The sequence below is a fragment of the Clavibacter sp. A6099 genome (assembly GCF_021919125.1).
Taxonomy (GTDB): Bacteria; Actinomycetota; Actinomycetes; order Actinomycetales; family Microbacteriaceae; genus Clavibacter; species Clavibacter seminis.
Genome location: NZ_CP083439.1, coordinates 1,898,605 through 1,924,187, shown reverse-complemented (window position 1 = coordinate 1,924,187; position 25,583 = coordinate 1,898,605). Strand labels below are relative to the sequence as shown.

General features: G+C 70.4%; 21 protein-coding genes. 14 read left to right on the top strand and 7 right to left on the bottom strand.

What is annotated here, in order from left to right:
* Nucleotides 1-27 precede the first annotated feature (27 nt).
* From uvrA to KYT88_RS09045, 10 genes are all read left to right on the top strand, one after another.
* Entirely contained in the window at nt 28-2,949 is a 2,922-nt protein-coding gene (uvrA, locus tag KYT88_RS09090; protein WP_043586673.1) for an excinuclease ABC subunit UvrA, read from the top strand.
* Complete coding sequence (uvrC, locus tag KYT88_RS09085) at nt 2,949-4,877, top strand: excinuclease ABC subunit UvrC (RefSeq protein ID WP_043586674.1); 1,929 nt, start codon at nt 2,949-2,951, stop codon at nt 4,875-4,877. The genes uvrA and uvrC overlap by 1 nt, the downstream gene beginning before the upstream one ends.
* A gap of 75 nt (nt 4,878-4,952) precedes the next feature.
* Entirely contained in the window at nt 4,953-5,828 is an 876-nt protein-coding gene (gene rapZ, locus KYT88_RS09080) for an RNase adapter RapZ (protein ID WP_012038435.1), read from the top strand.
* A 29-nt stretch (nt 5,829-5,857) separates the two neighbouring features.
* Nucleotides 5,858-6,838, top strand: coding sequence for a DNA-binding protein WhiA (whiA, locus tag KYT88_RS09075; protein ID WP_012038434.1), 981 nt, complete (start codon nt 5,858-5,860; stop codon nt 6,836-6,838).
* A gap of 168 nt (nt 6,839-7,006) precedes the next feature.
* Nucleotides 7,007-7,633: a superoxide dismutase gene (locus KYT88_RS09070; protein WP_012038433.1), complete on the top strand. Its 627-nt coding sequence runs from the start codon at nt 7,007-7,009 to the stop codon at nt 7,631-7,633.
* Nucleotides 7,634-7,760: 127 nt separating this feature from the next.
* The gene (gene gap, locus KYT88_RS09065) at nt 7,761-8,768 is read left to right on the top strand and encodes a type I glyceraldehyde-3-phosphate dehydrogenase (protein WP_012038432.1); all 1,008 of its coding nucleotides are present in this window, start codon (nt 7,761-7,763) and stop codon (nt 8,766-8,768) included.
* A gap of 6 nt (nt 8,769-8,774) precedes the next feature.
* Complete coding sequence (locus tag KYT88_RS09060) at nt 8,775-9,989, top strand: phosphoglycerate kinase (protein ID WP_043586678.1); 1,215 nt, start codon at nt 8,775-8,777, stop codon at nt 9,987-9,989.
* Nucleotides 9,980-10,783: a triose-phosphate isomerase gene (gene tpiA / locus KYT88_RS09055; RefSeq protein ID WP_043586680.1), complete on the top strand. Its 804-nt coding sequence runs from the start codon at nt 9,980-9,982 to the stop codon at nt 10,781-10,783. The genes KYT88_RS09060 and tpiA overlap by 10 nt, the downstream gene beginning before the upstream one ends.
* 142 nt (nt 10,784-10,925) lie before the next feature.
* The gene (gene secG / locus KYT88_RS09050) at nt 10,926-11,177 is read left to right on the top strand and encodes a preprotein translocase subunit SecG (RefSeq protein ID WP_012299313.1); all 252 of its coding nucleotides are present in this window, start codon (nt 10,926-10,928) and stop codon (nt 11,175-11,177) included.
* An 11-nt stretch (nt 11,178-11,188) separates the two neighbouring features.
* Nucleotides 11,189-11,557, top strand: coding sequence for an RNA polymerase-binding protein RbpA (locus KYT88_RS09045; protein ID WP_012038428.1), 369 nt, complete (start codon nt 11,189-11,191; stop codon nt 11,555-11,557).
* Between the two features lie 192 nt (nt 11,558-11,749).
* On the opposite strand, the gene pgl is transcribed toward KYT88_RS09045, so the two are convergent.
* The 6 genes from pgl to tkt form a co-directional block, all read right to left on the bottom strand.
* Nucleotides 11,750-12,520 carry a 6-phosphogluconolactonase gene (pgl, locus tag KYT88_RS09040; protein WP_043586686.1) on the bottom strand — a complete coding sequence of 257 codons (771 nt, stop codon included), beginning with the start codon at nt 12,518-12,520 and terminating at the stop codon, nt 11,750-11,752.
* Nucleotides 12,517-13,515: a glucose-6-phosphate dehydrogenase assembly protein OpcA gene (locus KYT88_RS09035; protein ID WP_043586688.1), complete on the bottom strand. Its 999-nt coding sequence runs from the start codon at nt 13,513-13,515 to the stop codon at nt 12,517-12,519. The genes pgl and KYT88_RS09035 overlap by 4 nt, the downstream gene beginning before the upstream one ends.
* A complete protein-coding gene (gene zwf, locus KYT88_RS09030) occupies nt 13,512-15,053 on the bottom strand; it encodes a glucose-6-phosphate dehydrogenase (RefSeq protein WP_012299309.1) in 1,542 nt (513 codons plus the stop codon). Before zwf ends, KYT88_RS09035 begins: the two co-directional genes overlap by 4 nt.
* Nucleotides 15,054-15,091: 38 nt before the next feature.
* Nucleotides 15,092-16,687, bottom strand: a complete 1,596-nt coding sequence (locus KYT88_RS09025) for a glucose-6-phosphate isomerase (RefSeq protein ID WP_043586689.1) — start codon at nt 16,685-16,687, stop codon at nt 15,092-15,094.
* Nucleotides 16,684-17,799 carry a transaldolase gene (gene tal, locus KYT88_RS09020; RefSeq protein WP_043586690.1) on the bottom strand — a complete coding sequence of 372 codons (1,116 nt, stop codon included), beginning with the start codon at nt 17,797-17,799 and terminating at the stop codon, nt 16,684-16,686. The genes KYT88_RS09025 and tal overlap by 4 nt, the downstream gene beginning before the upstream one ends.
* 153 nt (nt 17,800-17,952) lie before the next feature.
* Nucleotides 17,953-20,043, bottom strand: coding sequence for a transketolase (tkt, locus tag KYT88_RS09015; RefSeq protein ID WP_043586691.1), 2,091 nt, complete (start codon nt 20,041-20,043; stop codon nt 17,953-17,955).
* Between the two features lie 173 nt (nt 20,044-20,216).
* On the opposite strand from tkt, the gene KYT88_RS09010 reads away from it, so the two are divergent.
* On the top strand, nt 20,217-21,137 hold the full coding sequence (locus tag KYT88_RS09010) for a heme o synthase (RefSeq protein WP_012038421.1): 921 nt from the start codon (nt 20,217-20,219) through the stop codon (nt 21,135-21,137).
* Between the two features lie 207 nt (nt 21,138-21,344).
* On the opposite strand, the gene KYT88_RS09005 is transcribed toward KYT88_RS09010, so the two are convergent.
* Entirely contained in the window at nt 21,345-22,355 is a 1,011-nt protein-coding gene (locus tag KYT88_RS09005) for a COX15/CtaA family protein (protein ID WP_043586694.1), read from the bottom strand.
* 266 nt (nt 22,356-22,621) lie between these two features.
* On the opposite strand from KYT88_RS09005, the gene sufB reads away from it, so the two are divergent.
* Genes sufB through KYT88_RS08990 form a run of 3 tightly spaced genes read left to right on the top strand, consistent with a single transcriptional unit; the run spans nt 22,622 to nt 25,581 of the window.
* Nucleotides 22,622-24,040, top strand: coding sequence for a Fe-S cluster assembly protein SufB (gene sufB / locus KYT88_RS09000; protein ID WP_012038419.1), 1,419 nt, complete (start codon nt 22,622-22,624; stop codon nt 24,038-24,040).
* Nucleotides 24,041-25,264 carry a Fe-S cluster assembly protein SufD gene (gene sufD / locus KYT88_RS08995; RefSeq protein ID WP_043586696.1) on the top strand — a complete coding sequence of 408 codons (1,224 nt, stop codon included), beginning with the start codon at nt 24,041-24,043 and terminating at the stop codon, nt 25,262-25,264. It abuts the gene before it with no gap.
* The gene (locus KYT88_RS08990) at nt 25,261-25,581 is read left to right on the top strand and encodes a non-heme iron oxygenase ferredoxin subunit (protein ID WP_043586697.1); all 321 of its coding nucleotides are present in this window, start codon (nt 25,261-25,263) and stop codon (nt 25,579-25,581) included. Before sufD ends, KYT88_RS08990 begins: the two co-directional genes overlap by 4 nt.
* Nucleotides 25,582-25,583: the final 2 nt, after the last annotated feature.

The window sequence follows — 25,583 nt, the reverse complement described above, 5'->3', positions numbered from 1 at the left end:
GTCGGTGGCGACGCATACGATGGACAGGTGTCAATCTCCCCCGTCGAGTCCTCCTCCCTCCTCAGCGTGCGCGGCGCCCGCGTCCACAACCTCCGGGACGTCGACCTCGACATCCCGCGCGATTCGCTCGTCGTCTTCACGGGTCTGTCGGGTTCGGGCAAGTCGTCCCTCGCGTTCGACACGATCTTCGCCGAGGGCCAGCGCCGCTACGTGGAGTCGCTGTCCGCGTACGCGCGCCAGTTCCTCGGGCAGGTGGACCGGCCCGACGTCGACTTCATCGAGGGCCTGAGCCCCGCGGTCTCCATCGACCAGAAGTCCACGAACCGCAACCCGCGCTCCACGGTGGGCACCATCACCGAGATCTTCGACTACATGCGCCTGCTGTGGGCGCGCATCGGCGTCGCGCACTGCCCCGTCTGCGGCGAGCGCATCTCGCGCCAGACCGTGCAGCAGATCGCCGACCAGCTCATGGAGCTCGAGACCGGCACCAGGTACCAGGTCGTCAGCCCCATCGTGTCGCAGAAGAAGGGCGAATTCGTCGACCTCTTCGCGGAGCTCGCGTCGGGCGGCTACTCGCGGGCCATCGTCGACGGCGAGCTCATCCAGCTCAGCTCGCCGCCCAAGCTCAAGAAGCAGTACAAGCACGACATCTCGGTTGTCGTCGACCGCCTGGTCGCGAGCGACGACATCCTCGGACGCCTGACGGACTCGCTCGAGACCGCGCTCCGGCTCACCGACGGCATCGTGATGATCGACTTCGTCGACGTCGACGGCCCCGGAGGCCTGCGGACGTACTCCGAGAAGCTGTCCTGCCCGAACAACCACCCGATCCAGCTCACCGAGATCGAGCCGCGCACCTTCTCGTTCAACGCGCCCTTCGGCGCCTGCCCGGAGTGCTCGGGTCTCGGGACGCGCATGTCGGTGGACCAGGAGCTGCTCATCGGCGACGAGTCGCTGAGCATCGCCGACGGCGTCATCCTGCCGTGGACCACGCAGGGCAAGGGCCTCTTCCAGTACTACGAGAAGCTGCTGGCTGGCCTCGCGCGCGACCTCAAGTTCTCCCTCACGACGCCCTGGCGGAAGCTGTCGGAGGAGGTACGCGAGGCGGTCCTCCGGGGGAACGACTTCGAGGTCCAGGTCAAGTGGAAGAACCGCTACGGACGCGAGATGACCTACTCGTCGGGCTTCGAGGGCGTCATGCCCTACATCGAGCGCCAGTTCGCGCAGGCGGAGACCGACAACCAGCGTGCGCGCTGGGGCGAGTACCTCCGCGAGATCCCCTGCCCGGTCTGCGACGGCAAGCGCCTGAAGCCCGAGGTCCTCGCGGTCCTCGTGCACGGCGCGAACATCGCCGACGTCGCGGAGATGAGCCTCTCGGACGCGCAGGAGTTCATGGCCCAGCTCGAGCTCACCGACCGCGAGGCGCACATCGCCGCGCAGGTGCTGCGGGAGATCCGCGTGCGCCTCGAGTTCCTCATCGAGGTCGGCCTGAACTACCTCAACCTCGCGCGTGCGGCGGCCTCCCTCTCCGGCGGCGAGGCGCAGCGCATCCGCCTGGCCACGCAGATCGGCTCGGGGCTCACGGGCGTCCTCTACGTGCTGGACGAGCCGTCCATCGGCCTGCACCAGCGCGACAACCGGCGCCTCATCGAGACGCTCGTCAAGCTGCGCGACCTCGGCAACACGCTCATCGTCGTCGAGCACGACGAGGACACCATCCGCACCGCCGACTGGATCGTCGACATCGGGCCAGGCGCCGGCGTCAACGGCGGCAAGGTCGTCCACTCGGGCTCCTACGAGGGCCTCATCGAGAACCGCGAGTCGCTCACGGGCGACTACCTCGCCGGTCGCCGCGCCATCGCGACGCCCGCGAAGCGCCGCAAGATCGACAGGAAGCGGCAGATCCAGGTCGTCGGCGCGCGCGCCAACAACCTGCAGAACGTGACCGCGACGTTCCCGCTCGGCACGCTCACGGCCGTCACGGGCGTCAGCGGATCCGGCAAGTCGTCGCTCGTGAACGACATCCTCTACCGCGTGCTGGCCAACGAGCTCAACGGCGCCCGCAAGGTCCCGGGCAAGCACTCCCGCGTCACCGGGCTGGAGAACCTCGACAAGGTCGTGCACGTCGACCAGAACCCCATCGGCCGCACCCCGCGCTCGAACCCGGCCACCTACACGGGCGTGTTCGACCGCATCCGCAACCTCTTCGCCGAGACGACCGAGGCCAAGGCCCGCGGGTACCTCCCCGGCCGCTTCAGCTTCAACGTCAAGGGCGGCCGCTGCGAGGCGTGCTCGGGCGACGGCACCATCAAGATCGAGATGAACTTCCTGCCCGACGTGTACGTGGCGTGCGAGGTCTGCGGGGGAGCGCGGTACAACCGCGACACCCTCAGCGTCCACTACAAGGGCAAGAGCATCGCCGAGGTGCTCGACATGTCCATCAGCGAGGCCGCGGAGTTCTTCGAGCCCATCCAGGCCATCCACCGCTTCATGAAGACGCTGGTCGACGTCGGCCTCGGCTACGTGCGGCTCGGCCAGAGCGCCACGACGCTCTCCGGCGGCGAGGCGCAGCGCGTCAAGCTGTCCACCGAGCTGCAGCGCCGGTCGAACGGCCGGAGCATCTACGTGCTCGACGAGCCGACCACGGGCCTCCACTTCGAGGACGTGCGGAAGCTCCTCCTCGTGCTGAACGGGCTGGTCGACAAGGGCAACACCGTCATCGTCATCGAGCACAACCTCGACGTCATCAAGTCCGCCGACTGGCTCATCGACATGGGTCCAGAGGGTGGCGCGGGCGGCGGCACGGTGCTCGCCACGGGCACGCCGGAGCACCTGGCCACCGTGCCGGAGAGCTACACGGGCGGCTTCCTCAAGGAGGTCCTCGACGCCGAGGCCGCGGCCTCCGCGGTCGCCTCCCAGCGCGCGCGCGAGGAGCGCGCGGCCGGCTGATGGCCCGCACCGACACCGTCGGCTACCGCCCGGCGGCGGGGGAGATCCCCACGTCGCCGGGCGTGTACCGCTTCCGCGACGCCGCGGACCGCGTGCTCTACGTGGGCAAGGCCAACAACCTCCGCGCGCGGCTCGCGAACTACTTCGCGCCGCTGGAGAGCCTGCACGAGCGCACGCGCCGGATGGTCACGTCGGCGGCAGGCGTCGAGTGGACCGTGGTCGGCAGCGAGTTCGAGGCGCTCCAGCTCGAGTTCACGTGGATCAAGGAGTTCGACCCGCCCTTCAACGTCAAGTTCCGGGACGACAAGTCGTACCCCTACCTCGCCGTCACGCTCGGCGAGGACTACCCGCGGGTCATGGTCACGCGCAACCGGAAGATCCGCGGCGCCAAGTACTTCGGCCCGTACACCAAGGTCTGGGCCATCCGCGAGACGGTCGACCACCTGCTGAAGGTGTTCCCGATGCGGTCCTGCTCCGAGAGCACGTTCAAGCGCGCCCGCCAGACGAACCGGCCGTGCCTGCTCGGCGACATCGGCCGCTGCGCCGCGCCGTGCGTCGGGCGCGTCTCAGACGAGGAGCACCGCGAGATCGCGGACGACTTCGTGAGCTTCATGGCCGGCAACGACTCGAAGTACGTGGGCCAGCTCACGCAGCGCATGAAGGACGCCGCCGCGGAGATGGACTACGAGGCCGCCGCCCGCCACCGCGACGACATCGGCGCGCTCGAGGCCGCCCTCTCCAAGACCGCCGTCGTATTCGACGACCGGGTCGACGCGGACGTCTTCGGCATCGCGGCCGACGAGCTGGCCGCAGCGGTGCAGCAGTTCATGGTCCGCGGCGGGCGCATCCGCGGCACGCGCACCTGGGTGGTGGACAAGGAGCTCGACATCGGCATCGGCGACCTCGTCGAGACCGTGCTCCACAACGCCTACGAGGACGAGGCGCACCCTCCGCGGGAGGTCCTCGTCCCCGAGCTGCCCGCGGACGCCGCGGAGCTCGAGCTCTGGCTCAGCCAGCGCCGGGCGGCGGGGGAGGACGACGGCACCGTGCGCCGCGGCCGCCCGAGCTCCTGGCAGGTCGACCTCCGGGTCGCGCAGCGGGGCGACAAGGCGGCGCTCGCTCACACCGCCGCCACCAACGCGCAGAACGCGCTCATGCTCTACAAGACGCGCCGCAGCTCCGACTTCACCACCCGGTCGAAGGCGCTGGCCGACATCCAGGAGGCGCTCGGCATGCCGGACGCCCCGCTGCGCATGGAGTGCTACGACGTCTCGCACCTGAGCGGCACCAACATCGTCGCGTCCATGGTCGTCTTCGAGGACGGCCTGCCGCGCAAGGACCAGTACCGCCGCTTCAACATCGCCGACTCCACGGACGACACCGAGTCGATCCACCAGGTCATCACGCGCCGGCTCGCCTACCTCGGCAAGGAGGCGGAGGTCCCCGCCGACGCCGCGCCGCCCGAGCTCGGCGAGGCGCCGCCCGTGAACAGGTTCTCGTACAGCCCCAACCTGCTCATCGTCGACGGTGGTCAGCCGCAGGTCGCCGCCGCGCAGCGCGCGCTCCAGGAGTCGGGCGTGACGGGGATCCAGCTGGCCGGCATCGCCAAGCGGCTCGAGGAGATCTGGCTGCCGGACTCCGACTACCCCGTCATCCTGCCGCGCAACAGCGACGCGCTCTTCCTCATCCAGCGCATCCGCGACGAGGCCCACCGGTTCGCCATCACGCACCAGCGGGCCCGCCGGAAGCGCGACATCACGTCGGTGCTCAACGAGATCCCGGGGCTCGGGCCGTCGCGCGTGCAGCGGCTGCTGCAGCAGTTCGGGTCCGTGGCCAAGCTCAAGCAGGCGGAGGTCGAGGAGATCGCGGCCGTCCGCACCATCGGGCCGACGCTCGCGCAGGCCGTCTACGAGCGGCTCCGCTCGTGACCACCGCCCGATCGCATGTCGCGGGTCGCACCTAGACTGGATCCACCGACAGCGCGACGAGAGGTGCATGCCCGCATGAGCGTGGAGATCCCCCAGCAGGACGTCATGATCGTGACGGGGATGTCCGGCGCGGGCCGCTCCACCGTCGGCAACGCGCTCGAGGACCTGGGCTGGTACGTGGTCGACAACCTCCCGCCGCAGATGCTCAAGCCGCTCGTGGAGCTGGCCGGCCGCGCGGGCACGTCGCTGCCGAAGATCGCGGCCGTGGTCGACGTCCGCGGCGGCGACTTCTTCTCCGAGCTGCGCGACATCCTCCAGACCTTCGGCACCGGGCCGCGCCTGCGCGTCCTGTTCCTCGAGGCCACCGACGCCGCGCTCGTCCGTCGCTTCGAGCAGGTGCGCCGCCCGCATCCGCTCCAGGGCAACGGCACGCTGCTCGACGGCATCGCGGCCGAACGGGCGCGGATGATCGAGATCCGCGAGGCGAGCGACCTCGTCATCGACACCTCCGAGCTGAACATCCACCAGCTCGCCACCACCATCACCGAGCAGTTCAGCGGCGCGGACGACGCCGGCGTGCGCGTCACCGTGATGAGCTTCGGGTTCAAGTACGGGACCCCGGCGGACGCCGACATGGTGGCCGACATGCGCTTCCTGCCCAACCCGTTCTGGACCCCGGAGCTCCGCCCGCTCACGGGTCGTGACAAGGCGGTCAGCGACTACGTGCTGGGCCAGGAGGGCGCGGAGGAGTTCGTCCACGCGTACGCCCGGGCCCTCGCGCCGGTGCTCGCGGGGTACCAGCGGGAGAACAAGAGACACGCTACGATCGCTATCGGCTGTACCGGCGGCAAGCACCGCTCGGTCGCCGTCTCCGAGGAGCTCTCCAGCCTCCTCCGCGCCCTTCCCGGCGTCGCTGTCAGCACCAAGCACCGCGACCTCGGCCGGGAGTAGGGCACCCATCTCATCAAGGGAGTAAGCATTTGCCTCTGACCTCGGACGTCAAGGAAGAACTGTCACGCGTCGAGGTCAGCAAGACCACGGTGAGGGCCGCCGAGCTGGCGACCATCCTGCGGTTCTCGGGCGGGCTGCACCTCATCTCGAACCGCATCGCCGTCGAGTCCGAGCTCGACACCCCGCTCCTCGCCCGTCGCGTCCGCAAGGACCTGGCCGAGCTCTACGGGGTGCGCAGCGACATCTCCGTCATCCCCGCGTCCGGCATGCGCCGCGCCACCCACTATCTGGTCCGGGTGATGGAGGGCGGCGAGACGCTCGCCCGCCAGACCGGCCTGCTCGACGCCCGCCGCCGCCCCATCCGCGGCCTGCCGAACCGCCTCACGACGGGTTCGCGCGAGGAGATCGCCGCCGTCTGGCGCGGGGCGTTCCTCGCCGCGGGCACGCTGACGGATCCCGGCCGCTCGGCCGCCCTCGAGGTCACCTGCCCCGGAAACGAGGCCGCGATGGCGCTCGTCGGCGCCGCCGGCCGCCTCGACGTCAGCGCCAAGGCGCGCGAGGTGCGCGGCGTCCACCGCGTCGTCATCCGCGACGGCGATGCCATCGGGCAGATGCTCCGCGTCATGGGCGCGCAGGGCACGGTCGTCAACTGGGAGGAGATGCGCCAGCGCCGCGAGGTGCGGGCCACCGCCAACCGCCTCGTCAACTTCGACGACGCCAACCTCCGCCGCTCCGCCCAGGCCGCCGTCGCGGCGTGCGCGCGCGTCGAGCGCGCCATGGAGATCCTCGGCCCGGACATCCCCGAGCACCTCAAGTACGCGGGCGACCTCCGCCTGCGCTTCCGCGACTCCAGCCTCGACGAGCTGGGCCACCACGCCGATCCGCCGATGACGAAGGACGCCGTCGCGGGACGCATCCGCCGTCTCCTGGCCATGGCCGACAAGAAGGCCGTCGACGAGGGCCTCCCCGGCACCGACGCCAACCTCCCCGCCGACCTCGACGACGTCTGATCCGCGTCGCGTCCACGGGCGTCGCGCGCGCCGCCACGGCCGGTGATCCGCCCGACGCCGGGCGTCATCCGGCCAGGTGGCGCGGAGGGCCGCCGGACTAGACTCGATCCGTCACCCACCCCCGGCCTCTGGCCGGGAGCCCCCGGGCAATGAAGAGGAGATACACCTATGGCTGACTACACTCTCGTCGACCTCCCGTACGACTACTCGGCGCTCGAGCCGAGCATCAGCGGCCGCATCATGGAGCTGCACCACGACAAGCACCACAAGACCTACGTCGACGGCGCGAACACCGCCCTCGTCAAGCTGCAGGAGGCGCGCGACGCCGGCGACCTGACCTTCGTCAACAAGCTGCAGAAGGACCTCGCGTTCAACCTCGCGGGCCACGTCAACCACACGGTGTTCTGGAACAACCTCAGCCCCGACGGCGGCGACAAGCCCACCGGCGAGCTCGCCGCGGCCATCGACGAGTTCTTCGGCTCGTACGACAAGTTCCAGGCCCACTTCACGGCCTCCGCCCTCGGCATCCAGGGCTCGGGCTGGAGCATCCTCGCGTGGGACTCGCTCGGCCAGAAGCTCATCATCGAGCAGCTGTACGACCACCAGGGCAACCTCGCCGCGGCGACCGTCCCGATCCTGCTGCTCGACATGTGGGAGCACGCCTTCTACCTCGACTACGTCAACGTCAAGGCCGACTACGTGAAGGCGTTCTGGAACATCGTCAACTGGGCCGACGTGCAGGCGCGCTTCGACGCCGCCCGCACGAAGACGCAGGGCCTCTTCCTCCTCTCGTAGCCGCATCCGCGGGCGGCCGGCGGGGAGACCCCGGCCGCCCGCGGATCCCGCACGCCAGGACTCCCGCGCACCCAGAACCTCCATCACCCACCGCCGCCCCCGAGCGCGCAGAACATCAGGAGAACACGTGACCGTCAAGATCGGCATCAACGGCTTCGGCCGCATCGGCCGCAACTACTTCCGCGCCGCGCTCGCCAAGGGCAGCGACATCGAGATCGTCGCGGTGAACGACCTCACCGACAACAAGGCGCTCGCGCACCTGCTCAAGTACGACTCCATCACGGGCCGCCTCGACGCCACCGTCGAGCTCGACGGCGACAACATCGTCGTCAACGGCAAGGCCATCCGAGTGCTCGAGGAGCGCGACCCCGCGAACCTCCCCTGGGGCGAGCTGGGCGTCGAGATCGTCATCGAGTCCACCGGCCGCTTCACGAAGGCGGAGGACGCGCGCAAGCACATCACCGCCGGCGCCAAGAAGGTCCTCGTCTCCGCGCCCGCCACGGGCGACAACGTCGCGACCCTGGTCCTCGGCGTCAACGAGGGCACCTACGACCCCGCCACGCACGACGTCATCTCCAACGCGTCCTGCACCACGAACTGCCTCGCGCCCCTCGCCAAGGTCTTCCTCGACGAGTTCGGCATCGAGCGCGGCCTCATGACGACGGTCCACGCCTACACGGCGGACCAGAACCTGCAGGACGGCCCGCACAGCGACCTGCGTCGCGCGCGCGCCGCCGCGGTCAACATCATCCCCACGTCGACGGGTGCCGCGAAGGCGCTCGGCCTCGTGATCCCCGAGCTCGTCGGCAAGCTCGACGGCTACGCGCTCCGCGTGCCCGTGCCCACCGGCTCGATCACCGACCTCACCATCGAGACCTCGGCGAACGTCACGGTCGAGCAGGTCAACGCCGCGTACAAGGCAGCGGCCGACGGCCCCCTCAAGGGCATCCTCAAGTACACCGAGGACCCCATCGTCTCGAGCGACATCGTCAACGACCCGCACTCCTCGATCTTCGACGCCGGCCTCACGAAGGTCATCGGCAACCAGGTCAAGGTCGCGTCGTGGTACGACAACGAGTGGGGCTACTCCAACCGCCTCGTCGACCTCACCGAGTACGTCGCCGATCGCCTGTAACCGGCCGTGGCACTCCGCACCATCGACTCCCTCGGGGATCTCCGGGGCCGCCGCGTCATCGTGCGCTGCGACCTCAACGTCCCGCTGAAGGACGGCGTCATCGGTGACGACGGGCGCATCCGCGCCTCGCTGGGGACCCTCACGGGTCTCCGCGAGGCCGGTGCCCGCGTCGTCGTGATCTCGCACCTCGGCCGTCCCGACGGCACGCCGGATGAGAAGTACAGCCTGCGTCCCGTGGCGTCCCGCCTCGGCGAGCTGCTCGGCACGGACGTGGCCTTCGCCACCGACACCGTGGGCGACTCCGCACGCGAGGCCGTCGAGGCCCTCGGCGACGGCGACGTCGTCGTGCTCGAGAACCTCCGCTTCCACGCGGAGGAGACGAGCAAGGACGAGACGGTGCGCCGCGGGTTCGCGGAGTCGCTCGCCGAGCTCGGGGACGTGTTCGTGTCCGACGGCTTCGGCGTCGTGCACCGCAAGCAGGCCAGCGTGTTCGAGCTCGCGTCGGTGCTCCCCAGCGCCGCCGGCTCGCTCATCGCGAGCGAGCTCACGGTCCTCGACCGCCTGACGGAGAACCCGGAGCGGCCGTACACGGTCGTCCTCGGCGGATCCAAGGTGTCGGACAAGCTCGGCGTGATCGGACACCTGCTGCCGCACGTCGACTCGCTGCTCATCGGCGGCGGGATGCTCTTCACGTTCCTCAAGGCCCAGGGTCACGAGGTGGGCGCGAGCCTCCTCGAGGAGGACCAGGTCGAGACCGTCAGGGGCTACCTGGCCGAGGCCGAGGAGCGCGGCGTGAAGATCGTGCTCCCCACCGACGTGGTCGTCGCCGACGGGTTCTCCGCCGACGCCGCCCACGAGGTGACGCGCGCCGACGCCATCGAGGGCACGCCGGCGGGCGCCAAGGGGCTCGGGCTCGACATCGGCCCCGAGACCGCCGACGCGTTCGCGACGATCATCCGCGGATCGACCACGGTGTTCTGGAACGGGCCCATGGGCGTCTTCGAGCTGGAGCCGTTCGCGGCCGGCACGAAGACGGTCGCCGATGCGCTCACACGCGTCGAGGGGCTCTCCGTGGTCGGCGGCGGCGACAGCGCTGCGGCCGTCCGCGCGCTCGGATTCGATGATGACCGCTTCGGTCACATCTCGACCGGAGGCGGCGCGAGCCTCGAGTTCCTCGAGGGGAAGCGCCTGCCGGGACTGGAGGTCCTCGGATGGCAGTGACCGATCGCCCGCAGGGGCGCACGCCCCTCATCGCGGGCAACTGGAAGATGAACCTGGACCACCTCCAGGCCATCGCGTTCGTCCAGAAGCTCGCGTGGAGCCTCAAGGACGCCAAGCACGACTACGCGGAGGCGGAGGTCGCGGTGTTCCCGCCGGCCACCGACATCCGCAGCGTTCAGACGCTCGTCTCGGCCGACAAGCTCGAGCTGGCCTACGGCGCTCAGGACGTCTCCGAGCAGGAGTCGGGCGCGTACACGGGGGAGATCTCCGCGGCGTTCCTGGCGCAGCTCGCCTGCCGCTACGTGATCGTCGGGCACTCCGAGCGGCGCACGCTGCACGGCGAGACCGACGAGCAGGTGGCCGCGAAGTCGGCTGCCGCGGTGAAGCACGGCATCGTCCCGGTGATCTGCGTGGGCGAGACCGCGGCGGACCTCGAGGAGCACGGCGCCAGCGCCGTCCCCGTGGCCCAGCTGCGCGTCGCGCTCCAGGGCCTGCCGAAGGGCGCCGACGTGGTCGTCGCCTACGAGCCTGTCTGGGCGATCGGATCCGGCCAGGCCGCGACGCCGGAGCAGGCGCAGCAGGTCGCGGCCCCGCTCCGCGCGGTCGTCGCCGAGCTCCTGGGCGACGAGGCCGCGAAGGCCACGCGCATCCTCTACGGCGGCTCGGTCAAGTCCGGCAACATCGCGGGCTTCCTCCGCGAGCCGGACGTCGACGGAGCCCTCGTCGGCGGCGCGAGCCTCGACGTGCAGGAGTTCTCCGCGATCGCGCGATTCCGCTCGCACGTCGGCGTCTGATCCGCCAATACCCTCGAGCCGCTCGCGTCCATCCGGGCGCGGGCGGCTCGTCGCACTCAGCCGCCCGCTATAATCGACAACGGCCCATCGGCCGTTCACCGGTCGGTCTCGGCCACAGCACCACGCACCCGAAAGGCCGCACGTGGAAATCCTCCAGGTAGTCCTGCAGGTGGTTCTGGGAATCACCAGCCTCCTGCTGACCATGCTCATCCTCCTGCACAAGGGGCGGGGCGGCGGTCTGTCCGACATGTTCGGGGGCGGCACGACGTCGAGCCTCGGCTCGTCCGGCGTGGCCGAGCGGAACCTGAACCGCATCACCGTCATCCTCGGCCTCATCTGGGTCACGTGCATCGTGGTCCTGGGGCTCATCACCAAGTTCGACACCGGATTGTAGGGAGCAGCCACATGGCATCAGGAGGAAGCGCCATCCGCGGTTCGCGCGTCGGCGCGGGCCCCATGGGCGAGCAGGACCGCGGCTTCCACGCGGAGCGCATCTCGATCTCGTACTGGGACGCCCTCGGCAACGAGACCGTCCGGCACTTCGCGGCGAACCTGCCGGAGGAGGAGATCCCCGTCACGATCGACTCGCCCCAGTCGGGTCTGCCGGCCGGGCGCGACAAGGCGAACCCGCCGTCCGTCGCGAAGCTCGAGCCGTACAAGACGCACCTCGCGTACGTGAAGGAGCGTCGCAGCGAGGAGGAGGCGAGCCAGCTCCTCGAGGAGGCGCTGGAGCAGCTCCGCGCCCGCCGCGGCACGGTCAAGGCCACGAAGTAGCCCCGACCTCATCCGAACGTCGAACGCCCCCGTCCGAGGACGGGGGCGTTCTGCGTCTCCGGGAAGCCCGGCGGGTGCCGCCATCGACGCCTGCGCGTCCACAGCCGAGGCGCTTCCCCGCGGGGACGACGAAGGGCGGGCCCCGGAGGACCCGCCCGTCGTGTCGAGCGCCGGTTCGCGCCGGCTACCGCATCAGTACGACGACAGCCGGAGGTTCTCCGGGACGTCGGCGGCGGCCTCGCGATCGATGAAGAACACCGTGCGCTTGCGGCCCTTGATGCCCGCGACGGGCACCTCGGTCCGGTCGGCGCCCGCGAGAGCCAGACCGAGCGCGAACGCCTTGTCGGGACCCGCGAGGACCATCCAGATGCGCAGCGACGAGTTCAGCACGGGCAGGGTGAGCGAGATGCGCTCGGCCGGCGGCTTCGGCGAGTTGCGCACGGGGATCACGGCGGCGTCCATGGTGCGGATGCCGTCGCTGTCGGGGAAGAGCGACGCCACGTGCCCGTCCGGACCGACGCCGAGGAACGTGATGTCGAACCGGGGGAGCGCGGTGTCGCCGTTGGCGTGCGCGGCGAGCTCCGCCGTGTACGCGGCGACGGCCTCGTCGAGGCTCAGGCCCGCATCGCTCGCGCCCATGGCGTGGACGTTCTCCGCGGGCAGCTCGATGTGATCGAGCAGGGCCGCGCGCACCGTGGTGTCGTTGCGCTCGGGGTCGCCCTGGGGCAGCCACCGCTCGTCGCCGAACCAGAAGTGCACGCGGGTCCAGTCGACGCTGTCGCGCGCCGCGGACTCGTTGACGGCCGCGAGGATGCTCGGGCCGACCGTCCCCCCGGTGAGGACGACGTTTGCGGTCTCCTCCTCGTCCAGGATGTCGACGAGCTTCGTGAGGAAGCGCGCGGCGACCGAGCCGGTCATGGCCTTCTTGTCGGGGTGCACGAGCACCCTGCGGTCGTTCGTCATCGGTCTCCCGAGTCCTTCCGTGCGGTGGTGGACGCGGGGATGTACCCGTGGCCGGCGTTCGAGCGCTCGAGACCGTGGCGGATCACGTCGCCGTAGAGCGCGTCCGGGTCGAGGCGCCGCAGCTCCTCGGCCAGGCAGTCGCGGAGGCTGCGCCGGGGCAGGCTCACATCGTGCGTCGGCTGGTTCGGCTGCTTCAGCGTCGCCACGTTGGCGATCGGCCGGTCGAGGTCGATGACGCCCGACGCGCGGTGGAGCCGCACGCCGTGGATCCCGCTCGAGCCGGTGGCACGCGTCGTGACCTCGTGGAGCACGGGCACCTGCAGCTGCAGACCGAGCCACGCGGCGAGCAGCACGGTGCTGGGGGAGTCGGCGGCGCCGGACACCTCCACCTGCGTGACGGGCTCGTACGGCGGCTGGTCGAGCACCGCGGCGAGCAGCGCGCGCCAGAGCGTGAGGCGCGTCCAGGCGAAGTCCGTGTCGCCCGGGGCGTACGTCGCCGCGAGGTGCTGCAGGGCCAGGCGCGGGTTGCTGCTCGTGGACGAGTCCGTGATGCGGCGCTGCGCGATGCGGCCGAGCGGCGACTGGCTGACGACCGCGGGAGCATCGTGCGGCCACCAGGCCACGACGGGCGCGTCGGGGAGGAGGAGGCCCGTGACCAGGCTCTCCTCGTCCTCGGCGGCCGCGCCGTAGACGCGCAGCACGACGACCTCGCTCGCGCCGGCGTCGCCGCCCACGCGGATCTCGGCGTCGACGCGCGCCTTCTCGGTGGTCGTCTCGGCGGCGGCACCGCGCTCGGTGGAGATCACGATGACGCGCATCGGGTGCTCGCGCGAGGCGTCGTTCGCCGCCTCGATGGCCTCCTCCTCGCTGCCGAGCGAGGTGGAGATCACGAGCGTCAGGACGCGGCCGAGGGCGACGGCGCCGCCCTCCTCGCGGATCTTGACGAGCGCCTTCGAGATCTTGGCGGTGGTGGTGTTCGGCAGATCGACTCTCATGGCCGCCTCCAGGTCCGTCCGTCGCGGGCGAGGAGCTCGTCGGCCGAGGCCGGCCCCCAGGTGCCCGGACGGTACTGCTCGGGCTGGCCCTGCGTGCGCCAGAATTCTTCGATGGGGTCCAGGATCTTCCAGCTCAGCTCGACCTCCTGGTGGCGGGGGAAGAGCGGCGGGTCGCCGAGCAGCACATCGAGGATGAGCCGCTCGTACGCCTCCGGGCTCGCCTCGGTGAAGGCGTGGCCGTAGCCGAAGTCCATGGTGACGTCGCGCACCTGCATCCCCGCGCCCGGCACCTTGGAGCCGAAGCGGATGGTGACGCCCTCGTCGGGCTGCACCCGGATGACGAGAGCGTTCTGCCCGAGGGCCGACGTCTGGTCCTCCGCGAACAGGTTCTGCGGCGCGCGCTTGAACACGACGGCGATCTCCGTCACGCGGCGGCCGAGGCGCTTTCCCGCCCGCAGGTAGAACGGGACGCCCGACCAGCGACGCGTGTTGATGTCGAGCCGCATGGCCGCGTAGGTCTCGGTCAGGGACTCGGGGTCCATGCCGTCCTCGTCGAGGAAGCCCACGACCTCCTCGCCGCCCTGCCAGCCGCCGGCGTACTGCCCGCGTGCCGTGGCCGTGGAGAGGTCCTTCGGCAGGCGCACCGCGGACAGCACCTTCTCCTTCTCGTCCCGGAGGCTCGACGCGTCGAACGCGACGGGCTCCTCCATGGCCGTGAGGGCGAGGAGCTGCAGGAGGTGGTTCTGGATCACGTCGCGCGCCGCGCCGATGCCGTCGTAGTAGCCGGCCCGGCCGCCCACGCCGATGTCCTCGGCCATGGTGATCTGCACGTGGTCCACGTAGTTGGCGTTCCACAGGGGCTCGTAGAGCTGGTTCGCGAAGCGCAGCGCCAGGATGTTCTGGACCGTCTCCTTGCCCAGGTAGTGGTCGATGCGGAACACCGAGTCCGGCGGGAAGACCGACTCGACGACGGCGTTGAGCTCGCGCGCCGTCGTGAGGTCGCTCCCGAAGGGCTTCTCGATGACGACGCGGCGCCAGTGGCCCTCCTTCTGATCCGCCAGGCCCGAGCGGCGGAGCTGCTCGGTGACCAGCGGGAAGGACTTCGGCGGGATCGACAGGTAGAACGCGTGGTTGCCCATCGTGCCCCGCTCGCGGTCGAGCTCCTCCGTGATGTCCTTCAGCGTCTGGAACGCCTCGTCGTCGTCGAAGGTGCCCTGCACGAAGCGGATGCCCTGCGCCAGCTGGCGCCAGACGTCCTCGTCGAACTTGGTGCGCGAGTACTGCTTGACGGCCTCGTACACGACCTGCTCGAAGTCCTGGTCCTCCCAGTCCCTCCGGGCGAAGCCGATGAGCGCGAAGCCGGGGGGCAGGAGCCCCCGGTTGGCGAGGTCGTAGACGGCCGGCATCAGCTTCTTGCGCGACAGGTCACCCGTCACGCCGAAGATGATGAGGCTGCTCGGCCCCGCGATGCGGTTCAGCCGTCGGTCTGACGGGATCCGCAGTGGATTGAATTCCGGGGTGATATCCACCGGCGACATGTAACTCCTCGATCTGCCGGACGGATCCGGCGATGCGGTCATTCGAGCGTCGAGAGCAGGGCCCGGGCGTCCGTGGTGGGGTCGGTCAGGTTCAGTCGCAGGACGGGACGGCCGTGCTCGGCGAGCACGGTGGCGTCGCCGGCGGCCTGCGCCTGGATGAGCTGCCCGAAGGTGAAGGGGCGGTCGGGGATCTCGAGATCCTCGGCCGCGTCCGCGGTGATCTGCAGGAACACGCCGACGGGGGTGCCGCCCTTGTGGAACTGCCCCGTGGAGTGGAGGAAGCGCGGGCCCCAGCCGAACGTGACGGGGCGGCCGACCTTGCGGGCCACCGCGTCGCGCAGGCTCTCGAGCTCCGGCAGCGCGAGGCGGTCGACGAAGGCCTGCACGGCGACGTAGCCCGTGGGGCCGACCTGCGTGAGCAGGGCGTCGATGGCGGAGGAGACGTCGGTCGCGCCGTCGGTGACCTCGCTCGTGCCGCGCACCTCGATGCCGTCCGTCGTGACGACGGGGGCCTGGGGAGCGGGACGGTCGTCGAGCAGTCCGCGCGCGGCGACCTTGGCGGCCTCCACGTCGGGCTGGTCGAAGGGGTTGATCTCGAGCAGACGGCCCGCGACGGCGACGGCGTACTCCCACGTGAGGATCTGCGCGCCGAGCGTGCCGCTGATGACGATCTCGCCCTCGGCCGCGTCGTGCGCGTCGACGTCGGCGACGAGACGCGCGATCTGCAGGTCGGCGAGCCCGAGGCCCAGCTCGGGGGCGTCGATCGGCAGCACGACGGGCAGGAGGCCCGTGCCGAGCTTGCCGGTGGACTCCGCGATGAGCTGCTCGACCCAGTCGCCGAAGCCCACGATGTGCGTGCCGTCGGAGACGATGCCGAGCTTGTCCTTGAGCGGCGAGGTGCCGGCGATGGCGGCGCCGAGCACGAGGCCCGGGTTCGACACGTCGTCGACGGCGAGCTGCGCGGACGCGGCCTCCGCCTCGTCGAGCAGGCCGCCGATGTCGGCGCCGGCGAGACCGGACGGCACGAGGCCGAACGCGGTCAGCGCGCTGTAGCGGCCCCCGACGTCGGGGTCCGCGTTGAAGACGCGGTAGCCGTCGGCACGGGCCGACTGGTCGAGCGGAGAGCCCGGGTCGGTCACGATGACGATGCGCGTGGTCGGGTCGATGCCCGCCTCGCGGAACGACTTCTCGTAGACGCGCTTCTGGCTGTCCGTCTCGAGCGTGGATCCCGACTTCGAGGAGATGACGACCGCGGTGGTGGCGAGGCGGTCGCCGAGCGCGGCGAGCACCTGGCCCGGGTCGGTCGAGTCGAGGACCGTGAGCTCGACGCCCGCGGTGCGGGTGATGACCTCGGGTGCGAGCGAGGATCCGCCCATGCCGCCGAGGACGATGTGGTCGACGCCCTGGCCGCGGAGCTCCTCGCGGAGCGCCGTGATCTCGGCGACGAGCGGACGGGAGACGGAGACCGCCTGCGTCCAGCCGAGGCGCTTGGTGGCCTCTGACTCGGCGTCCGGTCCCCACAGCGTGCCGTCCAGCCCGGTGATGCCGGAGGCGACGTGCGCCTCGACGAGCGCGGGGACGTGGGTCTCGACGGCCGTGGCCGCCGCGCCGCTCAGCGCGATGCGCACGCTCACTTGGCGCCGTCCAGGGCGGTCGTGACGGTCTCGATGAGCTCGCTCCACGACACCTTGAACTTCTCGACGCCCTCCTGCTCGAGGAGCTCGGTGACCTCCTTGTAGGAGATGCCGAGCGCGTCCACCCGGTTGAGGACGTCGTTCGCGGCGTCATAGGAGCCGGTGATGGTGTCACCCTCGATGACGCCGTGGTCGAACGTGGCGTCGAGCGTCTTCTCGGGCATCGTGTTGACGACGTCCGCGGCGACGAGCTGCGTCACGTAGAGCGTGTCGGGCAGGTCGGGGCTCTTGACACCGGTCGAGGCCCAGAGGGGGCGCTGCTTGTTGGCGCCGGCGCCGAGGAGGCCCTGGGCCCGCTCGGACGCGAAGGACTGCTCGAAGGCCTGGTAGGCGAGCTGCGCGTTGGCGACGCCGGCCTTGCTCTTCAGCGCGGTGGCCTCGTCGGTGCCCAGAGCGTCGAGGCGCTTGTCGATCTCGGTGTCGACGCGCGACACGAAGAAGGAGGCGACCGAGTGGATTGTCGACAGGTCGATGCCCGCCGCCTTCGCCTTCTCGAGGCCGGTGAGGTACGCGTTGATGACCTCGCGGTAGCGCTCGAGGCTGAAGATCAGGGTCACGTTGACGCTGATGCCGGCGCCGATGACCTCGGTGATGGCCTCGAGGCCCTCGCGGGTCGCGGGGATCTTGATCATGACGTTGGGCTCGGCGATCTTGTCCCACAGCTTGTGGGCCTCGTCGATGGTCGCCTGCGTGTCGTTGGCGAAGTCGGGGGACACCTCGATGGAGACGCGGCCGTCGAAGCCGGCGGTGCGGTCGTAGACGGGGCGGAAGATGCGCGCGGCCTCGCCGACGTCGCGGGTGGTGATCTCGAAGACCGCGCGGTCGACGTCGGCGCCGTCGGCCGCGAGCTCGCGGACCTGGGCGTCGTACGCCTCGCCCTTGGCGAGGGCCGACGCGAAGATGGTGGGGTTCGTCGTGATGCCGACGACGTCGCGCTCGGCGATCACCTTCTCGATGCCCTTGGCATCGATGCGCTCGCGCGACAGGTCGTCGAGCCAGATGCTGACGCCCGCGGCGGAGAGCTGCGCGGTGGGGGAAGTGGTGTCGGTCATGTTGCCTTCTTCTCGCTGGTTGTGAGGTTCTGGGGGAGGGGCGCACGCGTGCGCCCCTCCCGTGTACCCGACCGATCCGCCTTCGCAGGCATGCCGGTCAGGGCGGGCCGGCGGGGAGCGGAGCAGCTCGGCCGCCCCGCTCCTCGTCAGCTTCTAGAGGGAGGCGATGGACTCCTTGGCCGCCTTCACGACGGCCTCCGTGGTGATGCCGAACTCGCGGTACAGGACCTCGTACTCGGCGCTCGCGCCGAAGTGCTCGATCGAGATGCTGCGGCCGTGGTGCCCGACGTACTGCTTCCAGGAGAGCGAGATGCCCGCCTCGACGGAGACGCGCGCGGCGACCGCCTCGGGGAGCACGTGCTCCTTGTACGCCGCGTCCTGCTCCTCGAACCACTCGAGGCTCGGGGCGCTGACGACGCGGGCCTGGACGCCGTCCGCGGCGAGGGCCTCGCGGGCCTCGACGGCGAACTGGACCTCGGAGCCCGTGGCGATGAGGATCACGTCGGGCGTGCCCTCGGTGTCGGCCAGGATGTACGCCCCCTTGGCCACGCCGGCCGCCGAGGCGAACTCGGTGGCCGTGGCGTCACCCGTGCCGCGCTCCAGGACCGGGAGGTTCTGGCGCGAGAGCGCGAGGCCCGCGGGGCCCATGCGACGCGTGAGGATCGTCTTCCACGCCTGCGCGGTCTCGTTGGCGTCCGCGGGGCGGATGACGTCGAGGCCCGGGATGGCGCGGAGGCTGGCGAGCTGCTCCACCGGCTGGTGCGTCGGGCCGTCGCCACCGAGGGCGACGGAGTCGTGCGTCCAGACGAAGATCGACGGCGCCTTCATGAGCGCGGCGAGACGGACCGCCGGGCGCATGTAGTCGCTGAAGATGAGGAACGTGCCGCCGAAGGGGCGCGTGTTGCCGTGCAGGACGATGCCGTTGAGGATCGCGCCCATGGCGTGCTCGCGGATGCCGAAGTGGAGGACGCGGCCGTAGGGGTCGCCCTTCCACATGTCGGTCGAGCGCTCGGCCGGCACGAACGACGGAGCCGACTCGATGGTCGTGTTGTTCGACTCGGCGAGGTCGGCGGAGCCGCCCCACAGCTCGGGCATGACCTCGGCGATGGCGTTGATGACCTTGCCGGACGCGGCGCGCGTCGAGACGTCCTTGCCCGCGGGGAACACGGGGAGCGCCTCATCGAGGCCCTCGGGGGCGTCGCCGGCGAGGACGCGGTCGAGCAGCGTCTTGCGCTCGGGGTTGGCCTCGGCCCACGCGGCGAGCTTCTCGTCCCACTCACGGTGCTGCTGCTGGCCGCGCTCGACGGCCTGGCGGGTGTGCTCGAGGACGCCGTCCGGCACCTCGAAGCTCTTCTCGGGGTCGAACCCGACGATCTGCTTCACGGCCGCGAGCTCCTCGGCACCGAGGGCGGAGCCGTGGATCTTGCCCGAGTTCTGCTTCTTCGGGGAGGGCCAGCCGATGATCGTCTTGAGGATGATGAGCGAGGGCTTGCGCGTCTCGGCCTTGGCGGCCTCGACGGCGTCGAACAGCTCCTGCACGTCCTCGACGTACTCGCCCGTCTTCTTCCAGTCGACGTGCTGGACGTGCCAGCCGTAGGCCTCGTAGCGCGCGGCCACGTCCTCCGTGAAGGCGATGTCGGTGTCGTCCTCGATGGAGATCTGGTTGCTGTCGTAGATCGCGATGAGGTTGCCGAGCTCCTGGTGCCCCGCGAGGGAGGAGGCCTCGGAGGTGATGCCCTCCTGCATGTCGCCGTCGCCGGCGATCACGTACACGAAGTGGTCGAACGGGCTCTCGCCCGCCGGGGTCTCGGGGTCGAAGAGGCCGCGCTCGTAGCGGGCGGCGTAGGCGAAGCCCACGGAGGAGGCGAGGCCCTGGCCGAGGGGGCCTGTGGTGATCTCGACGCCGTCGGTGTGGCCGTACTCCGGGTGGCCCGGGGTCTTGGAGTCCCACGTGCGGAGGGCCTGGAGGTCCTCGATCTCGAGGCCGTAGCCGCCGAGGAAGAACTGCGTGTACTGCGTGAGCGAGCTGTGGCCCACCGAGAGGATGAACCGGTCGCGACCGATCCAGGTGCTGTCGGAGGGGTCGCGGCGCATGACCTTCTGGAACAGGAGGTAGGCCGCCGGGGCCAGGCTCATGGCGGTGCCGGGGTGACCGTTTCCAACCTTCTCCACCGCGTCCGCGGCGAGGATCCGTGCGGTGTCGACCGCCTTGCTGTCGATGGGGTCCCATTGCAATGCTGCCACTTGGTTATAGCCCTTCTGAAGATGGGGGGAGGCCCAGCCGGACCGCCTATCAGTATATGGAACACCCACCTCGCCCCAGGTGTTCCGAGCCCGTCCCGGCGGGGCCCCGCGGCTCGGCTCGCAGGGGCCGTGGCCTACCATGGGGAGGGAATGTCCGGCGAGTTAGAGGTGCGATGAACGTTGCGGTGCAGAGTCGGGTCGATCGGGAGACGATCGGCGTGGCGAGGAAGACCAAGGCGTACGTCGCACTGACGAAGCCGCGCGTCATCGAGCTCCTGCTCGTGACCACCGCGCCCGTCATGATCCTCGCCCAGGGCGGATGGCCGAACCCCTGGCTGATCCTCGGCGTCCTCGTCGGCGGCACGCTCAGCGCGGGCAGCGCGAACGCGTTCAACTGCTACATCGACCGCGACATCGACCGCGTCATGAAGCGCACGCAGCGCCGGCCGCTGGTGACGGGGGAGCTGACGGATCGCGAGGCCCTCGTCTTCGCCTGGATCATCGGCGTCGCCAGCATCGTCTGGCTCGGCGTCATCTCCAACTGGCTGGCCGCCGCGCTCTCGCTCGCGGCGATCCTCTTCTACGTCTTCGTCTACACGCTGTGGCTCAAGCGCCGCACGCCGCAGAACATCGTCTGGGGCGGGGCCGCGGGCTGCATGCCGGTCCTCATCGGCTGGGCCGCCGTCACGGGGGACATCTCCTGGGCGCCCGTGATCCTGTTCATGATCGTGTTCCTCTGGACCCCGCCGCACTACTGGCCGCTGTCCATGAAGTACCGGGACGACTACGCCTCGGTCAACGTGCCCATGCTCGCCGTCGTGCGCGGTCGCGCGGCCGTCGGCCTGCAGACCATCCTGTACGCGTGGGCCACGCTCGCCTGCTCGCTGCTGCTCATCCCCGTCGCGGGCATGGGGCTCGTCTACACGCTGGCGGCGCTCGCGGGTGGCGGCTGGTTCGTCTACGAGACGCACCGCCTGTACGACCTCGCCGTGCGCCACGAGCCCATCAAGCCGATGCGCGTCTTCCACGCGTCCATCTCGTACCTCTCGCTGCTGTTCCTCGCGGTCGGCATCGACCCTCTCCTCCCCTTCTGATCCGCGCGGTCCCGTGTCGCGGGGCGTGCGTCGCGCGGCCGAGTCGATCCGCCCGTGCGCTGCCGTGCCCGAACCCATGCCACGCGAGCCGCGAGATGCGGATCCGGCCCACGCACGAGCCCGCTGCGCCCGGTCTGCGGAGGCGCCGCACGCGACGACGCCCGCCGCGAGCGGTGCTCGGGCGGGCGTCGGCGGGATGGGCGGGGATCAGCCCACGTGGGCGGAGCGCCGCACCTCGGCGGGGGTGAGCCGGAGCGTGTCCGCCCGTCGGGTGGTGCTCAGCAGCGTGGCCGTCATCGCGGACGCGAGCAGGCACGCGAGCACCATGTGCAGCCCCACGAGGAACTCGGGCAGGCCCGTCCGCGCCTGGATGAGGCCCACGGCGATCTGCACGAGCTCGACCGCGAGCAGCACCCGGGTCCAGCGCGAGACGGCCGTCCACCGGTTGCGGGCCGCGATGACGACGAGGGCGATCGTGAGGCCGAAGGTCGTGTAGGCCGGCCAGCTGTGCACGTGCTGCAGCAGCTCCGGGTCGAGCCCGTTGCGCGCGGCGCCCTGGTCGCCGGCGTGGGGGCCGGATCCGGTGACGACGATGCCGACGAGGATCGTGATGCCGACGACCACGGAGGTGATGCGCGCGAGCGTCAGGAAGGACGACGGGACCGACCGCTCGGCCTCGTCGAGCGGGTGGTAGGTGCGCCATACCAGGACGGTCGACAGCACGACGAGCACCACGGACACGACGAAGTGCAACCCGACGATGTACGGGTTCAGGCCGGTCAGCACCGTGATGCCGCCGATGACCCCCTGCGCGGGGATGCCGAGGCCGATCGCGAGCGCGAGGGAGAAGAGGCCGCGTCCGCGGTTCCGCAGCCGCAGCACGGCGAGGAACGTGGCGATGGCGACGATCACGAGCACGAAGGTGAGCAGGCGGTTGCCGAACTCGATGATCCCGTGCACGCCCATCTCCGGCGTCGAGACGAAGGAGTCGGCGGTGCACCTGGGCCACGTCGGGCACCCCAGCCCGGAGCCCGTGAGCCGGACGAGCCCGCCGGTGCCGACGACGAGCGTCTGCACGACGAGCGTGGTCCAGACGAGGATCCGCGTGGCGCGGGTGATCCCGTCCGGCAGCCGCTCCCGCAGCCGCCTGGTGACCATGAGGGTCTGACCTAGCACGCTCCCACTGGGAGACTGCCCCGCATCGGTGCCGTGAGTCACTGCCTGCCTTCCGTGCCCGCTGGATTGCCCGTAGAATCGGGTGGTTCATGGAACACGTCGGGCCTTGCGGCATCCGGCACGTCAGCGAGGACGGCGGGAACAAGTCCACCCGCGTTCGTGTTCATCCTAAGAGGGGTGCGAGGCGTCAAGCCGCCGCATCCCGGACACCCACAGTCTTCCTCTCGTCACCGAAGCGGCGTCGCCGTGCGGGGGGTGAATGCCGATACGGCGCTGATACGCCCAGATCGTCAGGAAAGCAGGTAGCCATGTCAGATGTGCTCATCGACCGACCCGAGCTCGAGAGCCTCGGGCAGTACGAGTTCGGCTGGTCCGACTCCGACGTCGCCGGCGCCTCGGCCAAGCGCGGCATCTCCCCGCAGGTCGTCGCCGACATCTCGCGGCGCAAGAGCGAGCCCGAGTGGATGCTCGCCAACCGCATGAAGGGCTACGAGCTCTTCGGCAAGAAGCCCATGCCGACCTGGGGCGCCGACCTCTCCGGCATCGACTTCGACAACATCAAGTACTTCGTGCGCTCCACGGAGAAGCAGGCCCAGACGTGGGAGGACCTGCCCGACGACATCAAGAACACGTACGAGCGGCTCGGCATCCCCGAGGCGGAGCGCCAGCGCCTCGTCTCCGGCGTCGCGGCCCAGTACGAGTCCGAGGTCGTCTTCCACTCCATCCAGAAGGAGCTCGAGGACCAGGGCGTCATCTTCATGGACACCGACACGGCGCTGCGCGAGCACCCGGAGCTGTTCAAGGAGTACTTCGGCACCGTCATCCCCGCGGGCGACAACAAGTTCGCCGCGCTCAACACGGCCGTCTGGTCCGGCGGCTCGTTCGTGTACGTCCCCAAGGGCGTGCACGTCGAGATCCCGCTCCAGGCGTACTTCCGCATCAACACCGAGAACATGGGCCAGTTCGAGCGGACGCTGATCATCGCGGACGAGGGCAGCTACGTCCACTACATCGAGGGCTGCACCGCCCCCATCTACAAGTCCGACTCGCTGCACTCCGCGGTCGTCGAGATCATCGTGAAGAAGGACGCCCGCGTCCGCTACACGACCATCCAGAACTGGTCGAACAACGTCTACAACCTCGTCACCAAGCGCGCGACGGCGGCCGAGGGCGCGACCATGGAGTGGATCGACGGCAACATCGGCTCCAAGGTCACGATGAAGTACCCCTCCATCTACCTCATGGGCGAGCGTGCCAAGGGCGAGACCCTGTCGGTCGCCTTCGCCGGCCCCGGCCAGCACCAGGACGCCGGCGCGAAGATGGTGCACATGGCGCCGTACACGCAGTCGTCGATCGTCTCGAAGTCGATCGCGCGCGGCGGCGGCCGGGCCGGCTACCGCGGCGAGATCCGCGTGGACGCGGCTGCGCACCACTCCGCCAACACCGTCCGCTGCGACGCGCTGCTGGTCGACACCATCTCCCGCTCCGACACGTACCCCGCGATCGACATCCGCGTGGACGACGTCCAGCTCGGGCACGAGGCCACGGTCTCGCGCGTGAGCGAGGAGCAGCTGTTCTACCTGATGAGCCGGGGCATGCCCGAGGACGAGGCCATGGCCATGATCGTCCGCGGCTTCATCGAGCCCATCGCCCGCGAGCTCCCCATGGAGTACGCGCTCGAACTCAACAAGCTCATCGAGATGGGCATGGAAGGATCCGTCGGCTAGATGACGACCCCACTCGCCACCACAGAAGCCCCCGTCCCCGCCGACCAGCACGGCAACCGGGCGCACACCGACGGAGGGTGGGCCACAGTCCCCATCCAGACGCGTTCCGAGCGCTTCACGTCCACGGACGTCGACGCGTTCGACGCCGTCACCGGCCGTGAGGCCGTCTGGAAGCTGACGCCCGTCCGCAGGATCGACGACCTCATCTCCGGCGAGCTCGACGGCTCCAGGTACCCCTTCACCAGCACCGAGGCGGCCGGCACGTCCGTCTCGTGGATCCCCCGGGACGACGCGCGCATCGGCACCGCAGGTGCTCCCGAGGACCGCGCCCAGGCCAACGCCTGGACGTCCTTCGGCGAGGCGCTCGCCATCGACGTCACGGGGGAGGAGCGCGTCACCGTCACGGTCGGCCGCTCCGAGCTCGGGTCCGCCCCGCGCGCCGCGCACACCGTCATCACGGCCGCCCCGTTCAGCCGCGGCGTCGTCATCCTCGACAACGCCGGATCCGCGTCGCTCGCCGAGAACGTCGAGATCGTCGTCGGCGACCAGGCCGAGCTCACGGTCGTCACCGTGCAGCAGTGGGACGACGAGGCGCGTCACCTCGCGGCGCACCAGGCCGTCGTCGGCCGCGACGCCAAGCTCAAGCACGTGGTGGTGACGCTCGGCGGATCCATCGTGCGCGTCAACCCCTCCGCCCACCTCTCGAACGAGGGCGCGGACGGCGAGCTCCTCGGCGTCTACTTCGCCGACGCGGGCCAGCACCTCGAGCAGCAGGTGTACGTCGACCACGACGCCCCCAACACCCGCAGCCGGGTCACCTACAAGGGTGCGCTGCAGGGCACGGGCGCGCGCACCGTGTGGATCGGCGACGTCCTCATCCGCCGCTCCGCGCCCGGCACGGACAGCTACGAGCAGAACCGCAACCTCGTCCTCACGGACGGCACGCGCGCCGACTCGGTCCCGAACCTCGAGATCGAGACCGGCGACATCGCCGGCGCCGGCCACGCGAGCGCCACGGGCCGATTCGACGACGAGCAGCTGTTCTACCTGCAGGCCCGCGGGATCACGGAGGAGGAGGCGCGTCGCCTCGTCGTCCGCGGCTTCCTCAGCGAGATCGTGCAGCAGATCGGCGTCCCCGACCTCGAGGAGCGGCTGCAGGCCGCCATCGAGGCCGAGCTCTCTGCCAGCCCGTCCGCCAGCCCGTCCGCGGCGGTCGCCCGATGACCGCCGTCCGGATCTGCGGCGTCGACGACCTCGACGTGAACGAGGCCCTCCGCGTCGAGGTCGAGGGCCTCGCCATCGCGATCGTCAAGGACTCCTCCGGCACGGTGCACGCCATCGGCGACACCTGCACGCACGGCGACATCTCGCTCGCCGAGGGCTTCGTCGAGGGCGACACCCTGGAGTGCTGGGCCCACGGGTCGAAGTTCTCCCTCGAGACGGGCAAGCCGCGCACGCTGCCGGCCTACGAGCCCGTCCCCGTCTACCCCGTGTCGATCGTGGACGGCGACATCCACATCGACACCACCCCGAAGAGCTAGAG